This window comes from Patulibacter sp. NPDC049589 (assembly GCF_040675535.1).
GTDB lineage: Bacteria > Actinomycetota > Thermoleophilia > Solirubrobacterales > Solirubrobacteraceae > Patulibacter.
In genome coordinates this window covers 21,590-45,164 of record NZ_JBFAPC010000027.1, presented here as the reverse complement: position 1 = coordinate 45,164, position 23,575 = coordinate 21,590, and the positions used below count along the sequence as shown (strand labels likewise).

The 23,575-nt window shown below is 72.9% G+C and carries 22 protein-coding genes and 2 pseudogenes; 13 read left to right on the top strand and 11 right to left on the bottom strand.

All coding sequences use genetic code 11. The features are described 5' to 3' along the window. Together AB0L40_RS07490 and AB0L40_RS07485 are read left to right on the top strand one after the other, a co-directional pair. A partial coding sequence (locus tag AB0L40_RS07490; protein WP_364351529.1) for a LuxR C-terminal-related transcriptional regulator occupies positions 1-1,636 on the top strand: 1,636 nt, incomplete at its 5' end. A 99-nt stretch (positions 1,637-1,735) separates the two neighbouring features. Further along, positions 1,736-2,416: a glutathione S-transferase family protein gene (locus AB0L40_RS07485; protein ID WP_364351526.1), complete on the top strand. Its 681-nt coding sequence runs from the start codon at positions 1,736-1,738 to the stop codon at positions 2,414-2,416. A 62-nt stretch (positions 2,417-2,478) separates the two neighbouring features. Here AB0L40_RS07485 and AB0L40_RS07480 read toward each other — a convergent pair whose 3' ends face one another. Further along, positions 2,479-3,429, bottom strand: a complete 951-nt coding sequence (locus tag AB0L40_RS07480; protein WP_364351523.1) for an RNA polymerase subunit sigma-70 — start codon at positions 3,427-3,429, stop codon at positions 2,479-2,481. Positions 3,430-3,682: 253 nt separating this feature from the next. On the opposite strand from AB0L40_RS07480, the gene AB0L40_RS07475 reads away from it, so the two are divergent. Then, entirely contained in the window at positions 3,683-4,288 is a 606-nt protein-coding gene (locus AB0L40_RS07475) for a glutathione S-transferase family protein (protein WP_364351520.1), read from the top strand. A 22-nt stretch (positions 4,289-4,310) separates the two neighbouring features. On the opposite strand, the pseudogene AB0L40_RS07470 reads toward AB0L40_RS07475, so the two are convergent. After that, a pseudogene (locus AB0L40_RS07470) lies at positions 4,311-4,730 on the bottom strand (DNA-3-methyladenine glycosylase I); the annotation flags it as partial. Positions 4,731-4,846: 116 nt separating this feature from the next. Between AB0L40_RS07470 and AB0L40_RS07465 the strand changes: the two are divergent. Further along, positions 4,847-5,881, top strand: a complete 1,035-nt coding sequence (locus tag AB0L40_RS07465; RefSeq protein WP_364351517.1) for a DUF4158 domain-containing protein — start codon at positions 4,847-4,849, stop codon at positions 5,879-5,881. A 21-nt stretch (positions 5,882-5,902) separates the two neighbouring features. Here AB0L40_RS07465 and AB0L40_RS07460 read toward each other — a convergent pair whose 3' ends face one another. The 5 genes from AB0L40_RS07460 to AB0L40_RS07440 all read right to left on the bottom strand — a co-directional run bounded on the left by AB0L40_RS07460 (position 5,903) and on the right by AB0L40_RS07440 (position 9,769). Further along, positions 5,903-6,508: a hypothetical protein gene (locus tag AB0L40_RS07460; protein ID WP_364351514.1), complete on the bottom strand. Its 606-nt coding sequence runs from the start codon at positions 6,506-6,508 to the stop codon at positions 5,903-5,905. Positions 6,509-6,524: 16 nt separating this feature from the next. Next, positions 6,525-6,917 carry a hypothetical protein gene (locus AB0L40_RS07455; protein WP_364351511.1) on the bottom strand — a complete coding sequence of 131 codons (393 nt, stop codon included), beginning with the start codon at positions 6,915-6,917 and terminating at the stop codon, positions 6,525-6,527. A 252-nt stretch (positions 6,918-7,169) separates the two neighbouring features. Further along, the gene (locus AB0L40_RS07450) at positions 7,170-8,000 is read right to left on the bottom strand and encodes a hypothetical protein (RefSeq protein WP_364351508.1); all 831 of its coding nucleotides are present in this window, start codon (positions 7,998-8,000) and stop codon (positions 7,170-7,172) included. Continuing rightward, positions 7,997-8,566, bottom strand: coding sequence for a sigma-70 family RNA polymerase sigma factor (locus tag AB0L40_RS07445; protein WP_364351505.1), 570 nt, complete (start codon positions 8,564-8,566; stop codon positions 7,997-7,999). Before AB0L40_RS07445 ends, AB0L40_RS07450 begins: the two co-directional genes overlap by 4 nt. A 246-nt stretch (positions 8,567-8,812) precedes the next feature. Beyond that, positions 8,813-9,769, bottom strand: a complete 957-nt coding sequence (locus AB0L40_RS07440) for an LLM class flavin-dependent oxidoreductase (protein ID WP_364351502.1) — start codon at positions 9,767-9,769, stop codon at positions 8,813-8,815. Positions 9,770-10,225: 456 nt separating this feature from the next. On the opposite strand from AB0L40_RS07440, the gene AB0L40_RS07435 reads away from it, so the two are divergent. Continuing rightward, complete coding sequence (locus AB0L40_RS07435) at positions 10,226-11,365, top strand: LLM class flavin-dependent oxidoreductase (protein WP_364351499.1); 1,140 nt, start codon at positions 10,226-10,228, stop codon at positions 11,363-11,365. A gap of 3 nt (positions 11,366-11,368) precedes the next feature. Here the strand turns inward: AB0L40_RS07435 and AB0L40_RS07430 are convergent, their stop codons facing one another. Next, on the bottom strand, positions 11,369-11,566 hold the full coding sequence (locus AB0L40_RS07430) for an SDR family NAD(P)-dependent oxidoreductase (RefSeq protein WP_364351496.1): 198 nt from the start codon (positions 11,564-11,566) through the stop codon (positions 11,369-11,371). Between AB0L40_RS07430 and AB0L40_RS07425 the strand changes: the two genes are divergently transcribed. Then, positions 11,561-11,758: a hypothetical protein gene (locus tag AB0L40_RS07425; RefSeq protein ID WP_364351493.1), complete on the top strand. Its 198-nt coding sequence runs from the start codon at positions 11,561-11,563 to the stop codon at positions 11,756-11,758. The two genes, AB0L40_RS07430 and AB0L40_RS07425, sit on opposite strands and share 6 nt — an antisense overlap. Positions 11,759-11,911: 153 nt before the next feature. Here AB0L40_RS07425 and AB0L40_RS07420 read toward each other — a convergent pair whose 3' ends face one another. Further along, positions 11,912-12,565 (bottom strand): hypothetical protein, encoded by a 654-nt coding sequence (locus AB0L40_RS07420; protein ID WP_364351490.1) that lies wholly within the window; start codon positions 12,563-12,565, stop codon positions 11,912-11,914. Between the two features lie 400 nt (positions 12,566-12,965). Beyond that, entirely contained in the window at positions 12,966-13,247 is a 282-nt protein-coding gene (locus tag AB0L40_RS07415) for a DDE-type integrase/transposase/recombinase (protein ID WP_364351487.1), read from the bottom strand. 118 nt (positions 13,248-13,365) lie between these two features. Here AB0L40_RS07415 and AB0L40_RS07410 point away from each other — a divergent pair, with 118 nt between their 5' ends. Beyond that, entirely contained in the window at positions 13,366-13,842 is a 477-nt protein-coding gene (locus tag AB0L40_RS07410) for a group II truncated hemoglobin (RefSeq protein ID WP_364351484.1), read from the top strand. Positions 13,843-14,032: 190 nt separating this feature from the next. Next, on the top strand, positions 14,033-16,633 hold the full coding sequence (gene rph / locus AB0L40_RS07405; RefSeq protein WP_364351481.1) for a rifamycin-inactivating phosphotransferase: 2,601 nt from the start codon (positions 14,033-14,035) through the stop codon (positions 16,631-16,633). A gap of 69 nt (positions 16,634-16,702) precedes the next feature. On the opposite strand, the pseudogene AB0L40_RS07400 reads toward rph, so the two are convergent. Beyond that, a pseudogene (locus AB0L40_RS07400) lies at positions 16,703-16,891 on the bottom strand (transcriptional regulator); the annotation flags it as partial. Positions 16,892-16,951: 60 nt separating this feature from the next. Here AB0L40_RS07400 and AB0L40_RS07395 point away from each other — a divergent pair. The 5 genes from AB0L40_RS07395 to AB0L40_RS07375 all read left to right on the top strand — a co-directional run bounded on the left by AB0L40_RS07395 (position 16,952) and on the right by AB0L40_RS07375 (position 23,546). Beyond that, on the top strand, positions 16,952-17,887 hold the full coding sequence (locus AB0L40_RS07395; protein WP_364351478.1) for a LysR family transcriptional regulator: 936 nt from the start codon (positions 16,952-16,954) through the stop codon (positions 17,885-17,887). Between the two features lie 172 nt (positions 17,888-18,059). Beyond that, the gene (locus AB0L40_RS07390) at positions 18,060-20,021 is read left to right on the top strand and encodes a rhodanese-like domain-containing protein (RefSeq protein ID WP_364351475.1); all 1,962 of its coding nucleotides are present in this window, start codon (positions 18,060-18,062) and stop codon (positions 20,019-20,021) included. Continuing rightward, positions 20,011-21,168, top strand: a complete 1,158-nt coding sequence (locus AB0L40_RS07385) for an LLM class flavin-dependent oxidoreductase (RefSeq protein WP_364351472.1) — start codon at positions 20,011-20,013, stop codon at positions 21,166-21,168. The genes AB0L40_RS07390 and AB0L40_RS07385 overlap by 11 nt, the downstream gene beginning before the upstream one ends. A 39-nt stretch (positions 21,169-21,207) precedes the next feature. Continuing rightward, positions 21,208-22,344: an LLM class flavin-dependent oxidoreductase gene (locus AB0L40_RS07380; protein ID WP_364351469.1), complete on the top strand. Its 1,137-nt coding sequence runs from the start codon at positions 21,208-21,210 to the stop codon at positions 22,342-22,344. After that, on the top strand, positions 22,344-23,546 hold the full coding sequence (locus AB0L40_RS07375) for an acyl-CoA dehydrogenase family protein (RefSeq protein WP_364351466.1): 1,203 nt from the start codon (positions 22,344-22,346) through the stop codon (positions 23,544-23,546). The genes AB0L40_RS07380 and AB0L40_RS07375 overlap by 1 nt, the downstream gene beginning before the upstream one ends. The last annotated feature ends 29 nt before the right edge of the window (positions 23,547-23,575 follow it).

The following is a 23,575-nucleotide window of genomic DNA, read 5'->3' as shown; positions in this document are numbered from 1 at the left end:
GGCGCCGAGGAAGAACAGGGCGACGACGCTCCACGTCCAGGCCGCGAGGGTGCCGACGGAGATCAGGGTGTCCATCGACGTGCGCCGGGCGCTCGCCGAACCACCCGCCGAGGACCGCCGACCGGCGCTCGCGGCCGAGCTCGCCCGGGCGATGATCCTCGTCGACGGCCCGGCCGCCGAGCTCGACCTGCGCGAGGCGCTGCGACTCACCGACGACCCGGCCGCGCGCGTGTCGCTCCTGATCGACCTCGCCCGGCTGCTGATGTTCATCGACCGGGTCGACGAGAGCGTGCCGCTGCTGGAGCAGGCCGCGGCCGAGCTCCCGCCGGGATCGGAGGATCTTGGCCGGATCGTCGCGACCACCACCCTGATGGCCCCCCTCTTCGACCCGACGGTCACGCCGCCGGCCGACGTCGTGACGCTCGGCCGTCGCCTGCCGCTGGAGCCCGGGATCGGGGCGAAGATGCTCGCCGCCCAGTCGGCGCGGAACTGGGCCTTCGACGGCGGCTCGGCCGCGGCCTGCGCCGACCTCGCGCTCGCCGCGCTGGAAGGGGGCGACCTGGTGCGCGCCGACAGCGTGTTCCTCGCCGTCTCGGCCGTCTTCGTCCTCGAGATCGCCGATCGCCCCGAGGCCGACGACGGCTGGGCCGCGATCGAACGCGAGTGCGAGCTGCACGGCTCCCACCAAGCGCGTGTGGCGCTCAGCCTCTTCCGGGGCTACGGCCTCGCTCGCCGGGGCGAGCTGGCCGACGCCGAGGCCGCGCTCGAGGACGCGCTCGAGGCGGCGCGCGACTGGAACGCCGTGCAGGGCGGCGTCCACGCCGCCGCGTTCCGCGCCCGCGTGCGCATCGAACGCGGCGACCTGGGCGGCGCGCGCGAGGTCCTCGGGAGCATCCCGGCCCCGGACCGTCAGACCGACGAGGCCCGCATGTGGCTCGACAGCCGGGTCGCGCTGCTGAACGCGGAGTCGCGGCACGACGAGGCGCTCGCCGCCGCCGCCGAGCTCGAGCGCCGGTTCGCCTTCCTCCCCCACCTCCTCGACACGTCCGCGCTCGTGCACCGCGCCGTCGCGCTCCACGGTCTGCACCGCCGGGACGAGGCGCTCGTCGCCGCGAACGACGCGCTGGAGCAGGCGCGCACGTGGGGCTCGCCGGGCCTGGTCGGGCAGGCGCTGCGGGTCCTCGGGACCGTCGAGGGCGGCGAGGCCGGGATCGCCCGTCTGCGGCAGGCAGTGGCGGCGACCGACGGCACGCGGGCGCGCCTCGAGCTCGCCAAGGCGCAGGTGGAGCTCGGCGCCGCGCTGCGTGCCGCGGGCGCCACCGGCGACGCCCGGACGGCCCTCCGTGCCGGCCTCGAGCTCGCCGCCCGGCTCGGCACCGCGACGCTGGAGACCCGGGCCCGTCGCGAGCTCCACGCGGCCGGGGGACGCCCGCGGACCACGGCGCTGACCGGTCCGGGGTCCCTCACCGACGCCGAGCGCCGGGTGACCGAGCTGGCCGCCGCCGGGCACACGAACCGCGCGATCGGGGAGACGCTCTTCGTGACGCCGAAGACCGTCGAGCTGCACCTCAGCAACGCGTACCGCAAGCTCGGGGTCCGCGGGCGGCGCGAGCTGGCCGGCGCGCTCGGCGCCTGACCGTCGTCCTCGCGCCCTCGGCCGGCCGGCCGGCACGGCAGAGCACCGGCGATCCGGAGCCGACCGATGAGTCGCGGCCGTCCCGGGCGTCTGGGGTGCATGACGATCGACCCCGCCCCCGGCGTCCCGGCGACGCCCATCATCACGGCCTTCGAGCGCTCGCCCGACGGCGGCAAGGGCCTGGCCCGCGACACGCGCGTGCGCTGGGCGCTCGAGGAGGTCGGCCGGTCGTACGACGTCCGCCCCGTGTCGTTCGAGGAGAAGGTGGCGCCGGCGCACCTGGCGCTCCACCCCTTCGGCCTGATCCCGACGTACGAGGAGGGCGACCTCGCGCTGTTCGAGTCCGGGTCGATCGTGCTCCACCTCGCCGAGCACCACGCCGGCCTGTTCCCGGAGGACCCTGACGCGCGGTCGCGCGCGATCACCTGGATGTTCGCGGCGGTCAGCACGGTGGAGCCGCCGATCCTGGAGCTAACGACGGCCGTCGTCTTCGAGCGCGACCGGCCGTGGGCCGCGGAGCGCGTGCCGCTCGTGCGCGAGCGCGTCCGCGACCGGCTGCGGCCGCTGTCCGCCCGGCTCGGCGACGCCGACTGGCTCGACGGGGACTTCAGCGCGGGCGACCTCATGATGGTCTCCGTCCTGCTCCGGACGCGGCCCTCCGGCCTCCTGGACGAGTTCCCGAACCTGGCCGCCTACGTCGCGCGCGGCGAGGCACGGCCGGCGTACGAGCGGGCATTCGCCGCGCAGCTGGAGCAGAACACCGGCGCGCCGTCGTCGTGACGGGCCCGGCCCGACGCCCGACGACCTGGGGGCCGGCCTCCCGGCCTGGCCGTCCGCGGCGGCTACAGCGTCGCGGGCAGGTCGGGGAAGCGCTCGAGCAGCCGGCCGTCGAAGATGACGATCTCGCGGACGAGGCCGTCCTCGATGCGCAGGACGTCGAGCGTCAGCGGACGGTACGTGTCGGTGCCGGGCGTGCGGGCGTAGGCGGCGAGCGCCGGCTGGCCGTTGGCCCGGGTCAGCACGCAGCGCAGCGCCCCGAAGGACTCCGAGCCGAACCCGTCGTCGACCCACGCCTGCACGACGGTGTCGCGACCCTCCCAGGCACCGGGGGTCGGCGGCATGGTGAAGCGCAGGTCCTCGTGCAGCAGCGCGGCGAGCGCCTCGACGTCGACGCGCTCGGTCGCGTCGAGGAAGCGCGCGAGCAGCTCGCGCTGGGCGCCGCTCGGCTCCTGGTCCGGCCGCCACTCCGCGCGGGGCTCGGGCCGGTGCTCGCGCAGGCCGGCCCGGGCGCGCTGCAGCGCCGAGTTCACCGACGCGACGGTGGTCTCGAGGACCTCGGCGGTCTCGCGGGCCGAGCAGTCCAGGACGTCGCGCAGGACGAGCACGGCGCGCGGCAGCGGAGCCAGGTGCTGGATCGCGGTGATGAAGGTCAGCTCGATCGTCTCCCGGGCGACGACCGTGTCGTCGGGTCCGTCCTCCCCCGACGGCAGCTCCGCGAGCAGCGAGTCGGGGTACGGCTGCAGCCACGGGACCTCGCCGTCGGCGGTCGGGACCCGCGGGCGCTTGTCGAGCGCGTCGAGGCACGCGTTCGTCGCGATCCGGTAGAGCCAGGCGCGCAGCGACGAGCGGCCCTCGAACTGCTCGCGCCGGCGCCAGGCGCGCAGGAACGTCTCCTGCACGAGGTCCTCGGACTCCTCGAGGGAGCCGGTCATCCGGTAGCAGTGGACGTGCAGCTCGCGGGTGTGGCGGCGCACCTGCGCCTCGAAGGCGTCGCGGTCGGTGGAAGTGGTCATGGTCGGTATGACGGCGGCGGGCCCGGAAGCTCATCACCGAGATTCGTTGCGGGCCCCGGGGCGACCTCCACGGTAGAGGGGCGCCTTCCCCGCAGAGCCCGCGGCCGGCGACGGGTCGGTGGCCTTCGCGCGCCCGCCGGCGTGCTGCCACCCGGACGGGACCCTGGTCGATGCTCGCGTGCCGTTCGCGTCGTGCCGGCGCGTACACGCGCCCCGTGGACGCGGCCGGGCCCTCGCGGTACCGTCGGGCCCCGTGACGGTGCTCCTGTACGACAACTCCGTGTCCGGCAACTGCTGGAAGGTCCGCCAGCTGCTGCGGCTGCTCGACGTGCCGTTCGACCGCCGCGAGCTGTCCGTCGTCGACCGGTCCGGCCGCGACGCGGTGATCGGCGACCTCAACCCGGCGCTGCGGGTCCCGACCGTCGTGCTCGAGGACGGCCGGCCGCTGGCCGAGTCCCACGCGATCCTCTGGTACTTCGCCGAGGGCACGCCGTACCTGCCGACCGACGCGTACGCGCGGGCCCAGGTCCTCCAGTGGCTGTGCTTCGAGCAGTACGACCACGAACCCGCGATCGCGGTCGTCCGGTTCTGGGTCGCGATCTCCGACGCTCCCCGGGATCCGGCGGAGGTCGAGGCCCGGCGCGTCCTGGGCCGCAAAGCGCTGGCGACGATGGAGCGCCATCTGAGCGACCGGACGTTCTTCGTCCGGGACGCGCTGACGATCGCGGACCTCGCCCTCTACGCCTACACGCACGTGGCCCACGAGGCCGGCTTCGACCTCGAGGAGCTGCCGGCGGTCCGCGCGTGGCTCGCCCGCGTGACGGCGATCCCGGGGATCGTGCCGATGCCCGAGGGGTAGGCCCGCCACCGCGTGCGGCGCTAGAGCTCCCGCGGCGGTGGCTGTCCAACAGGTGGGTGTCGACGATGCCGATGGCCTCCATCAGCGCGTACATCGACCTCGGCCCGACGAACGAGAGGCCCCGGCGGCGCAGCTCCTTCGCCAGCGCGGCGGACTCCTCCGAGGACGTCGGGATGTCCGCGAACCGCGTCGGCATCGGACACACGGCGGGACGGAACGACCAGACGAGCGCCGGGAGGCCACCGTCGGCCCGTAGCGCGATCGTCGCCCGGGCGTTCCGGACCGTCGCCACGATCTTCCGCCGGTTGCGGACGATCCCCGCGTCGCCCATCAGGCGCTCGACGTCCGCGTCGTCGAGGGCCGCGACCCGGTCGGGGTCGAAGTCGGAGAACGCGGCGCGGAACGCCGGCCGCTTGCGCAGGATCGTCGCCCAGGACGGCCCCGTCGTCGCTCATCGGCGTCGGCCCTACCGGGGCAGTACTAACGGTTCTGTCATGAGCGGCCATTTGGCGCTCGTTCCTGAGCAGGAATGCCGCGGTTCGGAGAGGCTTGCTGAGCATGGACGACGATGCGGGTGCCTTTGACGGCTTGGTGGCGGCTTGGACGCTGGTCGGCGAAGAACGCGATCTGGTCGAGGCGAAGTACGGCGATGGTCGGCTCGGGTTCGCTCTTCAGCTAAAGGGGTTCCTCGCGTGGGGGCACTTCGCGCGGCAGACGGAAGAGTTCAGCTCTGAAGCTGTCGCGTTCGTAGCCGGCCAGATCGACGCGGCGCCCCGAGACCTCGTCGGCTACGACTGGAGCGGTCGCACGGGTCGTCGACACCGCGCTGAGATTCGCGCGTTCCTAGGGTTTCGGGAGTGCACGGTCGAGGACGCGGACCGTCTTTGCGCGTGGCTCGCCCGAGACGTCTGCCGGGCGGAGCGCGACCCAGCGAGGGTGCACGCTGAGCTTGCATCGGAGTTCGTGGTGCAGCGGATCGAGCCCCCGAGCGAAGGGCGCTTGGACCGCATCGTACGCTCGGCGCTGCGCCGGGGCGAGGCGCACCTGTGCGAACGAGTCGTCTCCCGACTCGGCCCCACCGCGTCGGCTCGGCTCGAGGAATTGCTTGGCAACGATGGCGATGACATAGCGGTGGCGCTCGCCGAGATCCGCGGGGCGCCCGGGGCGGTGAGCCTGAACACGTTGCTCGCCGAGATTCGGCGCCTCCGGGCTGCCCGAGCGATCGGGCTGCCTGAAGCCCTTTTCGTCGACATCGCCCCCGCCGTCGTGAAGCGGTGGTGCGCGCAAGCGTCTGTCGAGTCCCCCTCGCACCTCCGACGGCATCGCCAGGAGCTCGGTCTGACGCTGCTGGCTTCACTGATTCACGTTCGAGAGCGGGAGATCACCGACACGCTCATCGATCTGCTGATCTCGACCGTTCACCGGATTGGGGCTCGCGCGGACCGCCGGGGCGGATGGTCGGGCTCCTGGCGGTGGAGTTCGTCGGCGGCCGCGGCCGCCGAGGAGTTCCTGTGCGACCTTGCACCGGCGGTTCTCTCCCGTAGCGCTGTACACGGCGTGCCGGAAGCTGCTGTTGTGCGGGGCGGACGCTGACCGCGTCCGCCCCGCAGCGCATCAGGGTGCGGAGAGCAGAGTCGCTGCGGTGTTGCCGAGTCCCTCCGGCTTCGCGGACTTCGGCATGAGGTCAGCCGATGCCTTCGTTCCGTTGGCGTCGTAGCTGACACTTGTCGCGTCGGCCGGTGCGTAGATGAGGCCGTCCTGTGGCGTGCGACTGACGGTCGAGCCGTCGTCGAGCTTGTAGGTGACGGACGTGACTGACGTCGGCACGGCTCCGATCGCGGCGCCGTAGTTCATCACCTGAGGGGGGCCGCCGGCCGTGTTGCAGTTCATCCCTCCGCCCTTCGCGAAGAGGACGATGATGCAGACGTACCCGTCGCTGCGCGGGGCCAGGAGGACCCTGCGATCGGTGTTGGTACTCACCAGGCGGACCTGATTGACGACGAGCTCGGGCGTGCTCTGAGCGAACACCTGCAGCCGCGCGGCCAGGTCTCCGGCGCTATCTGCCGGGGTCGCGGGCCGGTCGAGCGCCGCGTAGCCGAGCGCCGGTCGAGCGCCAGCGAGCTTGCTGCCATCCGGGCTCGAGGCGGCGTCCGAGCTCGACGCGTGCGTCAACAGCACGAGGGCCAGGAGCGCGGCGATCAGCAGCGACGCGCCGCCCAAGATGAAGGTACGGCCGCTAGTAAGCAAAGTACGAGTTTGCAACATTGTCGGTGGTAGAGGTGTTGGGGTTGAATACGGCGCCGTGGACGAGGCCCATGGACCCCGCGGCGGGAGTGGTGGTCTCACCAGTGCCACAGACTGCATACTGGTAGTAGTCCGGCGTACGGTAGACGTACCCGTTCATCGTGACATCGAAGCTCGGACACACCGTGTGGTCCGAGTCCGACCTGGCGTATGAGGGGTCGGTGTGACGCTCGTTGCTACCGTACGCTCGCTGGGCCGACAGGCCACCGTTGAAGATGTGCGCCGTGGAGGCGGATGCGGCGGCCGTAGCGCTGATCAGCATGACCAGCGACACGCCCACGACACCGAGCACTCGCACCCACGAAGTGGGCAGAAATGACTGCATGGTTTGTTCTTCCTCTGGACGGGATATAGGGATTGCCACACACACGTGAAGCGGGCCTTTATTTCGGCCTTGCTGTGCGGTGGTCGCCACCGTACACGTTCAAAGCGGATGCCGTCAAGGGTGAATCTGTTTGGCTAATTTAATGCCTCTCAATGTTTGCTACACAAAGTGTACGGCCGATTTGGCCGCACACGCTTGCGTAAACGTTGGTGCCTTGCGAGTGGTCGCGCGAGGTGGTTGGCTGACGGGGACCTACTCCTGCGGCACCTCGTGTCCGGCCTTGTCGAACCAGTGGATCGGCGCGTCCTCGTAGGAGCCGTTGGGAGCGGCCTGGTCGATGTGGAAGCTGTTGTTCTCGACCTGCGCCTCGACCGTCTGGCCGGTCCGCAGGGTCAGCGACACCTTCGAGACTCCATCGGGCACGACACCGTTGAGCGTCAGGCGCCCGGCGTACTGCGCGCCGAGGAGGAACTTGCCTTGGCGCAGTTCGCTCGTCGTGCCGCACTTCATGCCCAGCTGGTTGAGTCGTCCGGCTTGGACCTGAACGCCGCCAGGCGTGGCGTCCACGTGCGTTCCAAGCAGCATGCATAGAACGTTGTGCTTGATGTCCTCGGGGAGGTCGGCCTGGAGGTTGCCGTCGCGGTCGGCGGCAAAGAGCGCCGTCGCGCCGTCGGGGCGGGTGCTGAGGGCCCGGATCGAGGAGAGGTGGATGCCCGCGGTCAGGTCGCCGCTCAGGGCTTTCAGCATTCCCTCGATGTCGGGTGTGCGATCGCTGTCGTCCTGGGGGCGACGGAGTGCGGCGATCGCGGCCAGCTGGTCGGCGGGCACGTCGGTGGTCGCGAGCGTGGGGTGGCCGCGGTGATCGTCTCCGACGGTCGGTGACCACGGGGTCGTCGCCGCCAGCGCGGTTCCGCCGGCGAGCACTGACACGGTCGCCAGCACGCCGATCGTGCGGCGCCGGGGCAGCTGGCGCAGCGTGCGGTGCGGAGCGCTGCGCCGGCGGGCGACCCTCATCAACTCCCGGTGCGTGTTGGGCAGCAGCAGGGGTTCGTTATCCATCTCGTTGTCCTTCTCGTCGATCATGGGGTTCCGTCCAGAGAGGTCTTCATCCGTGCGAGGCCGCGACTGACGCGCTTGCGGACCGTCGCCTCGCTGACGCCGAGGATGTCCGCCACCCGCTCGTAGGGCTCCTCATCGAGCACGTACGCGCAGATCGCCCGGCGCTGGTCCTCGGGCAGCCGCTCGAGCGCGCGAGTCACGCGCGGCACAGCGGCCTGCACATCTGCGAGCGCTTCGACCCGCTCGAGCGCCGCGTCATGGGTAGCAGTCGGGTCGCACGCGAGCCGGCGTCGGGCGCGGGCGTCTGTGCGGTTGCGACGCAACGCGTTGAGGAGCTGATGGCGGGCGATGCCCAGCAGCCAGCCGATCGCGGGCGACCCGTCGTCGACGAACCGATCGGCGCGCAACAGCACGGTTGCGAACGTCTCCGCCGCCAGGTCGGCGGCGAGGTGCGCGTCTTTGGTCCGGCGGACGAGGAACGCGACAACGACGGTCTCGTAGCGTCGGTAGAAGACGTCGAATGCCTCGGGCTCGTTGCCGAGCCGGGCCAAAAGCTCCCCGTCGGAGCAGGTCTCGAATCGGGCGACCATTCACCGTGAACCATGCACTTCGCCGACTTCTGTGACCACGAACTTCGTGATTGGCCGGAAGTCGTCACTCGCGCTCGGGGTCTGAAGCACGTCTCCCTCGAGTGCGGGGAACCGGCCCGTGAGGAACATTGGAACGAAATGTCCCGGCAAGCATCGTACGCGGACACCCCCGTCGCGCTACGAACGGCCGGCCCGCTGGCGTCGAATCGAAATGGCCCCTCATGACACGCTCGTTAGTACTGGCCCCTACCGTGCGGCGGCGACGGCCGCGCGCAGCTGCGGGGCGACCTCGCCGGCGAACCGCTCGATGGTGCGTTCGTCGTCCGCCATGACGATGAACGTGCTCACCCCCTGCTCGACCGCGAGCGGGAGGAGGCGCTCCACCCAGGCCTCCGGCGGCCCGGTCACGAAGGCGTCGCCCGTCTCGTCGAAGGTCCCCTGGAGGTTGAGGAGCCGGCGGACGTCGCCGGGCCGCCGGCCGGCGTCGACCGCCGCCGCGTCGACCGCGGCGTTGCCGCGCTCCAGGTCGCCGTCCTCGAGGTACGCGGTGCTGGGCAGCCACCCGTCGGCCGTCGCGCCCGTCAGCCGCAGCATCCGCGGCTTGTAGGCGCCGAGCCAGATCGAGATCCGGTGGGCCGGCTCCGGCCCGGGCTTGGCGCCCGCCAGCGAGTAGTGCGACCCCTCGACGGTCACACCGGCGCCTGGGGCGCCCCACAGCGCGCGGATCACGGCGACCGCCTCCGTGAGGGCGTCGACCGCCTGGCCGGGCGTCAGCCGACGACCGCCCATCGCCTCGATGGCGGGCCAGAACGCGCCGGAGCCCAGGCCGAGCTCGACGCGACCGCCCGACAGGAGGTCCAGGCCGGCCGTCGAGCGCGCGACGACGGCCGGCGGCCGGAGCGGGAGGTTCAGGACGTTGGGCGCGATCGCGATCCGCTCGGTGTGCGCCGCGATCCACGTCAGCGCGGTCCAGGTGTCGAGGAACCTCGGCTGGTACGGGTGGTCCTGCAGGGAGATGAGGTCCAGCCCGACGTCCTCCGCGTGCCGTGCGAGACGGACGACGTGCTGCGGGTCCGTGCTCCGCGGGGTCACGAACGTGCCGAAGCTGAGGGGGTGGCCGTAGTCGGGCATGGTGAGCGGCGGCCGTCGGGCCCCCGCCGTCTCCGTCGAGCGGGATCCCGAGGCGGTGAGGTCGACGAGCACGATCGTATCCCGCGCGACGTGCCGGTCGAAACGTGCGGGTCCGGACCCCGGTGCGCGCACGCGCCCGGTCCCGGAGAGACCTGCCGATGCTCAAGCGCTCGTTGCTCGCCCTCGCGACCCTCACCGTCGTGGCCACCTCCCCCGCGGTCGCCGCGGCGGCCCCATCCATCGCCACGGACGCCCGTACTACCCGGCGCCGTACGTCGGCGGCGACCAGGGCCGCATCGGGTTCACCGTCGCCGGGTTCCCGGCCGACGCGCCGCTGCAGATCCTCGGCGGGTCGGCCGGGACCAGCGGCCTCGGGTCGGTCACGGCCGACGGCGCGGGCGGCTTCGCCGGGCAGTTCGGCATCGACAGCCTGGGCGACGCGCCGCGCGCGACAGCCTGCCGGCCCCGAGACGAAGCGGACCATGGTCCAGTTGCCTGGTACGGTGTCGGCCCACCCCAAGGCTGACTGTGCGCTTCCAGGTCCTCGACATCCTCCCCTACGTGGCGAACCCCGTGACCGGGAGGATCGTCGCCCCCGCCGACCGGCTCGCGCAGACGGTGCAGATGGGCCAGCTCGCCGAGCGGCTCGGCCTGGACTCGTACTCCTTCGGCGAGCGGCACGCCGGCCACATCCTGTCGCCGTCCTCCGGGGTGCTGCTCGGCGCGCTGGCCGCGACGACGAGCCGCATCCGGCTGCAGACCGGCGTCTGCGTCCTGCCGATCCTCGATCCCGTCCGGGTCGCGGAGGACTTCGCGACGGTCGACCTGCTGTCTCGCGGCCGCCTGGAGCTCGTGATCGGCAAGGGCAACGAGGCACGCCAGTTCCCGCTGTTCGGGCTCGACGTGGCCGACCAGGACGACCTGATGGTCGAGAAGTACGAGCTCCTGCGGCGCCTGTGGCGGGAGGAGGACGTCACCTGGTCGGGCGCCTTCCGGCCGGCCCTCGAGCACGCGACCACGCTGCCGCGGCCGTTCGCCGGCGCGCCGCGGGTGTGGCACGGGTCGGCCACGAAGACCAGCTCGGTCGAGCTCGCCGCCCAGTGGGGCGACCCGCTGTTCAGCGCCAACGCGATCCAGCCGCGCGAGAACTACCAACGGCTGATCGACCTCTACCGGGAGCGCCACGCCGCCCACGGCCACGACCCCCGCCACGCGTTCGTCGGGGCGGGATCGCTCTTCATGTTCATCGCCGACACGACGCAGGAGGCGAAGGCGCGCTTCGGCCCGGTCTACGAGGAGATCGTCCGGGTCTTCGCCAGCCGGCCCGGGAACGCCACGCCGTACCGCGACATCGACCACGCGATCGCCGAGGGCCCGGTCCTCGTCGGGAGCCCGCAGCAGGTGATCGAGAAGATCCTCGGGTTCCACGAGGCGTTCGGGCACGACCTGCAGTCCTTCAGCCTGCCGACGATGCTCCCGTTCGAGCACCAGATGGAGATGCTGGAGCGGTTCTCCAGCGAGGTGATCCCCGTGGTGCGGGCGCAGGCGCCGACGACGCTGTGGACCGACGAGGACCCCTACGGCGGGCGCCCCGCCCACGCGGGACGCCGGGTCGCCGACGCCGCGGCCGTCATCGACGCCGCGAAGGGCGCGCTGCCGCGGTCGTGAGGCTCACCAGGCGACGGCCCCGTGCCGGTCGAAGAACGTGCCCGTCGGGCCGTCGGGCCCCAGCGTCGCGGCCTCCACCTGCTCCAGCGACAGCTCCTCGAAGAACCCCGCGACGAAGCTGCCGGCGTTGTTGACCAGCACGTCGATCCGGCCGAAGCGCTCGACGGCCGCCGCCGCCGCGGCACGAAGACGCTCGTGCACCCCGTCGTCGGCGAGCTGGTCCTCCACTTCGAGCGCTTCGACATCGCGGCCGACAGCGGCCTGACCCTGTTCACGTACACGGCCGAGCCCGGCACCCGCTCCGCCGAGGGCCTGCAGCTCCTCGCCAGCTGGGCCGCCACCCCCGCCACGCCCGACGCATCCCGGCCGGCCGAGGACCGTCGCGACGCCTGATCCAGGCTAAGTAAGCGCGCTGCCGCTCATCAATGCATGATGTTCCCGCCGCGGTGGCAGCGAAGAACCGAAATCTGCGGTGGACGGATCTTCTCCGCGTTTCGTTCGACCCCCGGAGTTCGGCGTTTCCTTTCACCACGCGAACTGGGCTCTCTAACGGAGGATCTTCCACGCGCCGTCGCGTAGCACGAGGGTATGCACACGAACCGTGCGCTGACTCCCATCAACTTCCTCAGACGCGTTGACGAACGCGAGCGCGTCGGGCTCGGAATAGCCCACGAGCGTCATCCCCTCGTCGGGGTCGCCATCCGATGTTCCGACGAGATCGGACTGATATGCCTCCTGCTGGTCCGTGAACCCAGCACGCATGAGATCGCCGCACGAAGTGGCTTTGCTTTCGAACGGGGAGTTGACACTGTCCAGACTGATGAGGATCCACGGTGCGGCCCCGTCGTCCACAGCCTCGCATGTGGCACCCGCGTCGTTATTCACAAGCCCGCGGGCGGTCTTGCCCGCAGCCACCGCTGCCGGTCGACGATCAACCAGCATCTTCGAGAGCGGCTCACCGTCGCCGCCCGGTGTCACGTCCGTCTTCGACGCGTCTACGACTCGCCCGCCTACGACCGCGAGCACGAGTGCCTCCTTCTCGGTGGACTCCGAACCGCCTTGCCTCAGCGTCGCCAAGACCGGCTTGCGCTTGATCGTCACGTCCGAGATCGCAACCGACGCAGCGCCCTTGTTGCCCTCTGCGGTGCCGTCGCCGGGGCAACTCTCGGATGCTGACGCAAGCGGCTCGGGCGCGAGCAACGCGCACGCTTCAGCGGTCCGTCCCGCTCCAATTGCTTCCAAGTACCGCTTGACCGTTACTGTGGCCCCGTCAGCCAAGGCTTTCGTGTCATCTGCTCGGGCAGGCTGCCCACCGGGAAGGCCTGGGCGAAAGCCAGCACCGTCGCCGTCGTCTCCTCCGCATCCGAACGCTCCGACGGTCAAGGCGAGCATCGCGGTAGTGACGCACGCACCTCGCGTACGACGTCCGAATGGAGAGGTTGAAGGCGTCTTCCGCGTCGTCATGGCCGGTGAGCCTACGGTGTTTCCGCGCCATGCCCGCTCAAATCCGCCGTTCTGCTGAACTGGCAGTGAACATCGTTCCCCATGGCTATGCTCCGGAGCTCGACCTGGTCACGGGTCCGCCACACACGGTCGGTGATCAACTCGATCTTGAACGTGTCGACGAACGACTCCGCCATCGCATTGTCGAGCGCATCACCGACGACCCGGTCGACGCGAGCACCTGGTGGTCCCTCAGCTCCTGCGTGAAGTACTGCGATCCCGCGTCCGAGTGGTGGATGATATCGACGTCAGCGCCGTGCTCACGGCCGGCAAGCGCCACCCTGAGCGCGTCGAGGACGAGGTCGGTACGCATGTGCGACGCGAACTGCCAGCCGACGATCCGACGCGCGAACACGTCGAGCACGAAGCTGAAGAACACCGGCCCCTGTCCTGGCCGTCATGGGGTCGTCCGATGATCCCGGACGGCGGCGGTCCGCCCGGCGAGCCGTGACGACGTGGACCTTGCGCCGCCGCACGTCCGTCGCCACCATGCGGCCATGGACACCCCGCCGACGCTGTACGAGTGGGCCGGAGGCGCGGCGGCGCTCCAGCGGCTGACCACGGTCTTCTACGACCGGATCCTGGGCGACCCGGACCCGATCCTCGAGCCCGTCTTCCGCGGCATGGACGCCCATCACGCGGATCACGTGGCCGCGTGGCTCGGCGAGGTCTTCGGCGGCCCGCCCGTCTACACCGAGCACCACGGCGGCTATCCGCACATGCTCGGAAAGCACCTGGGCCTCGGGCTCACCGAGACGCAGCGCGCCCGCTGGGTCCAGGCGATCGGCCAGGCCGCCGACGCCGCGGGGCTGCCGGACGACCCCGAGTTCCGCTCCGCGTTCCTCGCCTACGTCGAGTGGGGATCGCGGCTGGCGCTCCACAACTCGCAGCTCGGCGCGGCCCCGCCCCCGGAGGCCCCCGTCCCGCGCTGGGGCTGGGGCGAGGCGCCGCCGTACGTCCCGGACGCGGACTGACGTCGGAGGCGCCCGGAACGACGGCGCCCGGAACGCACGAAGGGGCCGCGACGGCCCCTTCCCATCACCAATGTATACCAGGCGAACTCGTCTCATGAGGCGCTGAGGAAGCCCCCATACTCCTCCGCCGAACGCCGGGAGCACCGGAAGCGGGCGGGGTCGGGCGGTCGACTCCGATGGAGGCAAGCGGATGAGTCAGTACGTGGTGGACATCCAGGAGATCGGCCTGGAGCAGGTCGCGGTCGCGGGCGGAAAGGGGGCGCGGCTCGGGGAGCTCGCGCGGATCCCGGGGCTCCGCGTCCCGCCCGGCTTCTGCGTCACGACGGCCGCGTTCACGCGCGTGGTGCAGGGCGATCCCGGGATCCGGGCGCGCCTCGACGGCCTCGACCGGCTGGGGCCGGACGACGCGGCGGCGATCCGGGAGCACAGCGCCGACGTCCGCCGGGCGATCGAGGACGCCGCGATCCCGGCGGACCTGGCGACGGCCGTCGAGCGGTCGCTCGCGCGCCACGGGGCGGACGCGGCCTACGCCGTGCGCTCCAGCGCGACCGCGGAGGACTCCGAGGGCGCGTCCTTCGCCGGGCAGCACGACTCGTACCTGCACGTCGCGGGTCGCGAGTCGCTCCTCCGTCACGTCGCCCGCTGCTGGGCCTCCGCGTTCACCGAGCGCGCCGTCAGCTACCGGCTCCGTCGCGGCGTCGATCACGGGCAGGCGCAGATGGCGGTCGTGGTGCAGCGGATGGTCGTGCCGCACGCGGCGGGCGTCCTCTTCACCGCCGACCCCGTCACGTCCAACCGGAGGGTCTCGTGCGTCGAGGCCGTCCTGGGGCTCGGCGACGCGCTGGTCTCCGGACAGGTCGATCCCGACGTCTTCAAGGTGCGCGACGACCGGCTCGTCACCGCCGCCGTCGCGACCAAGCGCGTCGCCGTCCGGGCGTCCCCGTCGGGCGGGACGCGGGACGAGCCGGTCGCGGCCGACCGGCAGGAGCGACCGGCGCTGACGGACGCGCAGGTCGTCGAGCTCGTGCGGCTCGGCCGGCGCATCGAGGCGCACTTCGGTGCGCCGCAGGACGTCGAGTGGTGCCTGGGCAGCGGGGGCTTCGCGATCGTCCAGAGCCGCCCGATCACCACGCTCTTCCCCGTCCCCGAGGCCGGCGACGACGAGCCGCACGTCTACGTGTCCGTCGGGCACCAGCAGATGATGACCGACCCCATGCGGCCGCTCGGGCTGTCGCTCTTCCAGCTCACGGCCATGCCCCGCATGTACGAGGCCGCCGGCCGGCTGTTCGTGGACGTCGCGCCCCGGCTCGCGTCGCCGGACAGCCGCGCCGCGGTGATCGACGCCCTCGGGACGTCCGACCCGCTCATCGGGGACGCGCTGCGGTCCGTGGTGGACCGCGGCGGCCTGGTCCCGGACGCCCCCGCCGGCGGGTTCGCCGGCCCGCCGCCCGGCGGCCCGCCGGCCACGGGCGAGCCCGATCCCGCGGTCATCGGGGAGCTGGTCGCGGCGACCGAGGCGTCCCTGGCCGTCCTGGAGCGCGAGATCCGGACGCACTCCGGCGCGGCGCTGGTCGACTTCGTCGTGGCCGACCTCGCCGAGGGGCGGGAGCGGCTCTTCGACCCGCGCAGCATGCCGCTGATCATGGCCGCGATGGACGCGTCGATCTGGCTCAACGCGCGGATGGCGGAGTGGCTCGGCGAGACGAACGCGGCGGACGTCCTGACGCAGTCCGCGCCCGGCAACATCACCTCGGAGATGGGGCTGGAGCTCCTGGACGTCGCGGACGCGATCCGCCCGCATCCCGAGGTCGTCGCCCTCCTCGAGCGGGTGCGGGACGGGGACGACGCGTTCCTCGACGAGCTCGCCGACGTCCCGGGAGGACCCGGGGCGCGCGAGCGCATCGAGGCGTACCTCGACCGCTACGGCGTCCGCTGCGTCGGCGAGATCGACATCACGCGGCCGCGCTGGCGCGAGCGCCCCTCGACGCTGGTCCCGCTGCTCGTCGCGAACGTCCGGAACTTCGCGCCCGGCGAGAGCCGGCGGCGCTTCCAGCGGGGACGGCAGGAGGCCGCGGCGAAGGAGCGGGACCTGCTGGAACGCCTGCGGGCGCTGCCCGACGGTGCGCAGAAGGCGGCCGAGACCCAGCGGATGATCGACCGCGTGCGGACGTTCTCGGGCTACCGGGAGTACCCGAAGTTCGGCCTGATCAGCCGCTACGCCCTCTACAAGCGGGCGCTGCTCGAGGAGGCGGAGCGGCAGGTGGACGCCGGCGTGCTGCGGGAGCGCGACGACGTCTTCTTCCTGACGATGCAGGAGCTCGGCGAGGCGTTGCGCACGGGTGAGGTCGACGACGAACTGCTCACCGAGCGGCGGCGGGCGTTCCGCTCCTATGGAGCGCTCACGCCTCCCCGGGTGTTGACGTCCGAGGGCGAGGTCTTCGGCGGCGACTACCGGCGCGACGACGTCCCGGACGGGGCGCTCGTCGGCCTGGCGGTCTCGGGCGGGACCGTCGAGGGCCGCGCGCGCGTCGTGCTCGACATGACGGACGCGTCCCTCGAGGCGGGCGACGTCCTGGTCACGGCCTTCACCGATCCCAGCTGGTCCCCGCTCTTCGTCACCGCCGCGGCGCTGGTGACCGAGGTCGGCGGGCTCATGACCCACGGCGCGGTCGTCGCCCGCGAGTACGGGCTGCCGGCCGTCGTCGGGGTGGAGGGGGCGACGCGGCGGATCCGCGACGGACAGCGGGTCCGCGTCCACGGGACCGACGGGTTCGTGGAGCTGCTGGACTGACCGCGGCGGCCCGCGACCGCCGATCTGCGTGCGGTCGCGGCGGACTCGGCCCCGCCTGGCCGCCGCGGGTCAGTGCGGCCGCCCCGCGCGGACGCCCTCGGCCCCGAGGACGCCCAGGAAGGCGAGTGCCTCGGCGTCCGTGGAGCCCGACGGCGCCGAGTAGAGCACGAGGTGCTGGTCGCGCTCGGTGAGCGCGGTGGAGTCGCAGTCGACGGTGACCTCGCCGACGACCGGGTGGCGGACGGTCTTCGTCAGCACCCCCGGCGAGCGAGCGGGTCCCGGAATGAATACACCGCAAATCTGATCTACTTTCAGGCTATGGCCGACCTCGACATCATCCATCTGCGGACGTTCGTGGCGATCGCCGAGTGCGGCGGGTTCGGGCGGGCCGCCGTCACGTTGCACATGAGCCAGCCGACGGTGAGCCAGCACGTGCGCGGGCTCGAGAAGCGGCTCGGGCAGCCGCTGGTCGAGCGCGCCGGTCGCGCGACGAAGTTCACAGCCGCGGGCGAGAAGCTGTTGCTCGAGGCCCGGCGGATCCTCGGCGTCCACGACCAGGCGCTGGAGCGGCTGGACGTGACGAAGCCGCGCGCGATCGTCGTCGGGTCGACCGAGACCGCCGCCGACCAGATCCTGCCGGAGCTCCTCACCTCGATCCGGGCCGCGTACCCCGATCACGGGGTGCAGTTCCACATCGACCGCTCGACGCAGATGGAGGAGGGCGTCGACCGCGGCACGATCGACCTGGCGGTGACGCTCGGCCTCGGCCCGGACCTGCCCGGCAGCGAGATCGGCGCGCTCCCCCTCAACTGGTACGCGGCTCCGGGGTGGGAGGCGCCCGACGCGGGCGAGCCCTGGCCGCTGGTGGCCTACGTCGAGCCCTGCGGCATGCGGCAGCGGGCGTTCGACGAGCTCGGCGGGCACGGACATCACGTCGAGGTCGTCGCCGAGTCGACGAGCCTCGAGGGCGTGATCGCCGCGGCGCGGGCCGGCCTCGGCGTCGCCGTGCTGCCCACCGCGGGCTCGGTGCCCTCGGGCCTGGCCGTGCGGCGCGACCTGCCGGACCTCGGCCAGATCAGCCTCCGCCTGTTGACCCGCAAGGGCCTCGATCCCGAGATCGGCCGCACGGCGTTCGACGCGCTGCTCGAGTTCTACGCCGTCAAGCGCTACCTGCACCCCGTCGCGTCGGCGCCGCGATCGATCGGCGTCGCCGATGGGTTCCCATTGGGAAACGTTGTTGGACTCAGCCACTGAGGCCCAGCACAATCCAACGGGCTGACGGCCTCGCGCCGGTCCCGCCGACCCGGCGGGACCGGCGCGGCCGCCGGCTCGGCAGTCTCCCCACATCTCGGTCTCGCGGCCCCGGCCGCGGACCACCGTCCGGTCCCCACGTCGATCGCCCCTGCGCGATCGCTCTCCCGCACCCATGCCCGTCCCCCACGCCCACCAGCCCCCGCTCACCGACGCCCCGCCCCCGCCCAGGTACGTCCTGATCGGCGCCGGGGCGATCGGCGTCTCGCTCGCGGCCGAGCTCGAGCGCAGCGGCCACCACGCCGTGCTCGTCGCCCGCGGCGCCCAGCTCGCGGCCGCCCGCTCCCGGGGCATCACCTACGCCCGGCCCGACGGCACCCGCACGCTCGGCGTCCCCGTCCACGGCGGACCCGACGAGCTCGAGCTGCGCGAGGGCGACGTCCTCGTCCTCGCCACGAAGACCCAGGACGCCGCGGCGGCGCTCGAGACCTGGGCCCGCCAGCCGGTCGTCCTCGCCGACGGCACGCGGACGACGGCCGGCGAGCGCCTCGCGCTCGTGACGACCCAGAACGGCCTGGAGACCGAGCGGATCGCGCTGCGCCACTTCGCGACCGTGATCGGCGGCGTCCTGGCCACGCCGGCGGGGTACGTCGAGCCCGGAGTGGTCGTCGCCGCGGGCAGCCCGTTCGTGGGGATCGCCTGGCTGGGCGCCTACCCGGACCGCGCGCTGCCGCTGGCGGAGGACCTGGCGCGCACGCTGCGGGACGCGAACTACGCCGCGACCGCGGTGCGCGACATCTCGGCCTGGAAGCTCGGAAAGCTCGTCGCCTCGTCGACCTTCGTGCTCGACGCGCTCTTCCCGCCGGGCGCGCTGCGCGACGCCGCGGCCGAGCTGCTGCGGCAGGAGACCCTCGGCGTGCTGCGCGGGGTCGGCGAGGTGTCCGACCTGGGCGCCGCGCTCGAGCGCACCGGCGCGGCGGCGACCCCGGTGGCGGTCCCCGGACACGCGTACGGCGGCACGTCGACGTGGCAGAGCCTCGCCCGCTCCTCGTCGCTGGAGACCGACTACCTCAACGGGGAGGTCGTGCTCCAGGCCCGCCTGCAGGGCATCGACGCCCCCGCCAACGCGGCGTTGGGCGCCGCGCTGCGCGACGCCGTGGACCGCGGGCTCGAGCCGCGCTCGCTCGGCGACGACGAGCTGCGGCGGATCTTCCCGGCCCTGTCCGGCACCTCGGCGGGGCGCGACCCCGCCGCCACCGCGCCGCGCGACGCGGTGCTGGTCGGCGCCGGTGCGCTCGCGCGGGAGCTCGAGGGGCCCGACCCGCCGGCCCTGCTCGACGTCCGCTGGGCCCTCGGCGATCCGTACGGCCGCGAGCACCACGCCGAGGCGCACCTGCCGACCGCCGTGTACGTCGACCTCGACACCGAGCTGGCGGCCCCCGCCTCGCCCGAGCTCGGCCGCCACCCGCTGCCGAGCATCGCGACCCTGCAGGCCTCGGCCCGCGCCTGGGGCCTCCGGCAGGGCCGACCCGTCGTCGTCTACGACGACACCGCCGGCACCTCCGCCGCGCGCGCCTGGTGGCTGCTGCGCTGGGCCGGGGTCGCCGACGTGCGGATCCTCGACGGCGGGCTCGGCGCCTGGAAGGCCGCCGGCGGCGAGCTCGAGCACGGCCCCGGCGGTCCGTCGGAGCCCGGCGACGTCGTCCTGTCCGCCGGGCACCTCCCGACCCTCGACATCGACGAGGTGCCGGGCGTCGCGGCCGGCGGCGTGCTGCTCGACGCCCGCGCCGGCGAGCGCTACCGGGGCGAGACCGAGCCGATCGACCCGCGGGCCGGGCACATCCCCGGCGCCGTGAGCGCCCCGACGGCCGAGAACGTCGACGCGGACGGGCGCTTCCGCCCGGACGCCGAGCTGGCGGCCCACTACGCCGCGGTCGGCGCGCGCGACGGGATCCCCGTCGGGGTCTACTGCGGCTCGGGCGTCACCGCCGCCCACGACGTCGCCGCGCTGGCGACGCTCGGGATCACCGCGTCCCTGTTCCCGGGCTCCTGGTCGGCCTGGTCCTCGGATCCCGCCCGCCCGGCCGCCATCGGCGCCCACGCCACGACGCAGACGGAGGCCGTCCATGCCGGTTGAGTTCATCAGCGCCACGCACATCACCCCCGTGCCGAGCGCCCACGGCCACAACCTGTCGGGCTTCGACCCCGACTACACCCGCCGGTTCGCGCGGATGCTCGACGACGGCGGCTTCGACTGGACGCTGATCGCGTACCACTCCGGCGCTCCGGACTCGCTGCAGCTGGCCCAGTTCGTCGCCGAGAACACCGAGCGGATCCGGCCCGTGGTCGCCCACCGGCCGGGGTTCGTCTTCCCGACGCAGTTCGCCAAGGGCATCGCCGGGCTGGACCGGATCTCCGACGGCCGGGTGATGATCCACATCATCTCCGGCGGCTCCGACGCCGAGCAGCGCCGCGAGGGCGACCACACCACCAAGGAGCAGCGCTACCGCCGCTCCGAGGAGTTCATCGACGTCCTGCGCCGCGTCTGGACGGCGGACGGCCCGATCAGCCACCGCGGCGAGTTCTACGCGTTCGAGGACTTCCACACCGACCTCAAGCCGCTGCGCGGGCCGGTGCCGATCTCGGTCGGCGGGTCCTCACAGCAGGCCTACGACGTCGGCGGCCGGACGGGCGACGTCTTCGGGCTGTGGGGCGAGCCGCTGGCGGAGACCGCCGCGCAGATCGCGTCGGTCAACGCCGTGGCGGACGCCGCGGGCCGCCGCCGGCCGCGGATCTGGAACTCGTTCCGCCCGATCGTCGCCGCGACCGACGAGCTCGCCTGGGAGAAGGCCCGCGGCGTCCTCGCCGGCGTCCGGGCCGCCAAGGCCGCCCGGAGCGGCTCCACGCACCCAGGCGCGACGTTCCTCGGCGAGGTCCCGACGAACGTCGGTGCGCTGCGGCTCCAGGCGCTCGCCGAGCGAGGCGAGCTGCACGACCGCTGCCTCTGGACACCGCTGGCGCGGGAGTTCCAGGGCCAGGGCTCCACCACGGCGTTGGTCGGCTCCTACGAGACGGTCGCCGCGGCGCTCGTCGACTACGCCGAGATCGGCTGCGACCTGCTGTCGATCCGCGGCTGGGACGTCTGGGAGGACGCCCAGGACTACGCCCGCCACGTGCTGCCGCTCGTCCGGCAGGAGCTCGCCCACCGCGCTGCGACCGGCCGCGCCGTGGTCGCCAACGGGGACTCCGCGCCGGCCGCCACGCCCCAGCCGACCCCCGCCTGAGGCACCCCGCCCCGTCCCCCTCCGCAAGGAATCGCACCCATGCCCGTCGAGTTCATCAGCGCCACCCACATCTCCGACGACCACCGCAAGGTCGGCACCGGGTTCACCGGCTTCGACCCCGCGTACACCCGCCGGTTCGTCCACGCGCTCGACGACGGCGGCTTCGACTGGACGCTCTGCGCCTACGGCTCGCCGTCGCCGGATTCCCTCCAGCTCGGCCAGTTCGTGGCCAACAACTCCGAGCGGGTCAAGCCGATGATCGCCCACCGGCCGGGCTTCCAGTTCCCGACCCAGGTCGCCAAGGCCTTCGCCGGACTGGACCGCATCTCCGGCGGCCGCGTCGGCATCCACATCATCTCCGGCGGCGCCGACGTCGAGCAGCGCCGCGAGGGCGACTACACGACCAAGGTGCAGCGCTACGAGCGCTCCGACGAGTTCGTCCAGATCCTGCGCAAGGTCTGGTACGAGGACGGCCCGATCTCCTTCGAGGGCAAGCACTACCGCTTCGAGGACTTCCAGACGGACATCAAGCCGGTGCACGGCGAGATCCCCGTCTCGATCGGAGGCTCGTCCGCCGAGGCCTACGACGTCGGCGGGCGACTCGGTGACATCTTCGGCCTCTGGGGCGAGCCGCTGCGGGAGACCGCCGAGCAGATCGCCGCCGTCAACGCGGTCGCCGACGCCGCCGGCCGCCCGCGACCGCGCATCTGGAACTCGTTCCGCCCGATCGTCGCGCCGACCGACGAGCTGGCCTGGGAGAAGGCCCACGCGATCCTCGCGCAGACCCGCGCCGCCCTGGCCACCCCCGATGCCGCCGCACTCGCGCGCTGGAACGGCGAGGACCCGCAGAACGTCGGCTCCGTGCGCCTGCGGAAGGTCGCCGAGCGCGGCGACGTGCACGACCGCTGCCTGTGGACGCCGCTGGCCAAGGAGCTGCGCGGCGCCGGCTCGACCACCGCGCTGGTCGGGTCCTACGAGACGGTCGCCGCCGCGCTCGTCGACTACACCGAGATCGGCGTCGACCTGCTGTCGATCCGCGGCTGGGACGTGTTCAACGACATGGTCGACTACGGCCGGCACGTGGTGCCGCTGGTGCGGCAGGAGCTCGCGCATCGCGAGGCGACCGGCACCGCCCCGGTGCTCAACCCCGACTCGCGCCCGGCGCTCGCCGCCTGATGCCCGGGGCGGCCGACACGACGACGATCGCCGGCGACGTCCGCGTGCGCACGCCGGACCTCTCCGACGCGGGCCTGCGGCGCGTCACCGACGCGCTGGCGGCACTCGCCGACGGGAACGACCGCGCCGAGGCCTTCCCGGACGCGTCGATCGGGATCGTCCACGAGGCGGGGCTCCTGACCTACGGCGTCTCGCCGGAGCTCGGGGGTGCACTGGAGCCGACGATCACCGACACCGCCCGGATCATGCGGGCCGTCGGGCAGGGCGACCCCTCGGTCGCGCTGCTGACGGCGATGACCGTCGCGCAGCACCTCGTCCACGCCGCCTCGGACGTCTTCCCCGCGGAGCTCTACGCCGGGATCGTGGCGGAGTCCCAGCACCGGCCCGTGCTGCTGAACGCGATCCGCGCCGAGCCGGAGCTCGGCGCGCCGGCCCGCGGTGGCCTGCCGAAGACCAAGGTGCGGCGCACCGAGAACGGCTGGGTGGTCAGCGGGCACAAGGCGTACGGCACCGGCTCGGAAGGCCTCGCGTACCACCTGGTGTGGGCCGCGACCGAGGACGACGAGCCGCTGCAGGGCCACGTGATCGTCCCCGGCGACCACCCCGGCATCGAGGTCATCAGGACGTGGGACCACCTAGGGATGCGCGCCACCAGCACCCACGACGTCGTCTACCACGACATCGAAGTGCCGCTCGAGCACTTCAAGGGCGAGCCGCTGGTCCCCGGCAGCCTGGTCGGCGGCGGGTCCCGTCGCCAGGGCAACCTCGCCGCCGTCGGCCTGGCGGTCACCGCGATCTACGTGGGCGTCGCACGCGCGGCGCAGGAGTTCTTCACCCGGTTCGCGCACGAGCGGGTGCCCGGCGCACTCGGCCGGCCGATCGCCCAGACCGAGCGGATCCAGTCGATCGCCGGCGAGATCGACGCCCAGCTCTTCCAGGCCGAGGAGCTCCTGCTCGGCGTCGCCCGCCGCGCCGACGAGGGCGATCCCGCCGCGGCCGCGCAGGCCCCGTTCGTGAAGCTGCTGGCCACGCGCAGCGCGGTCACCGCGGTGCAGACGGCCGTCCAGGCGCTCGGCAACCCCGCGCTCAGCCGGCACCACCCGCTCGAGCGCCACCTCCGCGACGTCCTCTGTTGCCGGATCCACCCGCCCCAGGACGACATGGCGCTCATCTTCCTCGGCAAGAGGTCGCTGGGTCTCTAGGACCCGAGGGCGGCCGACCGCCGCCCTCC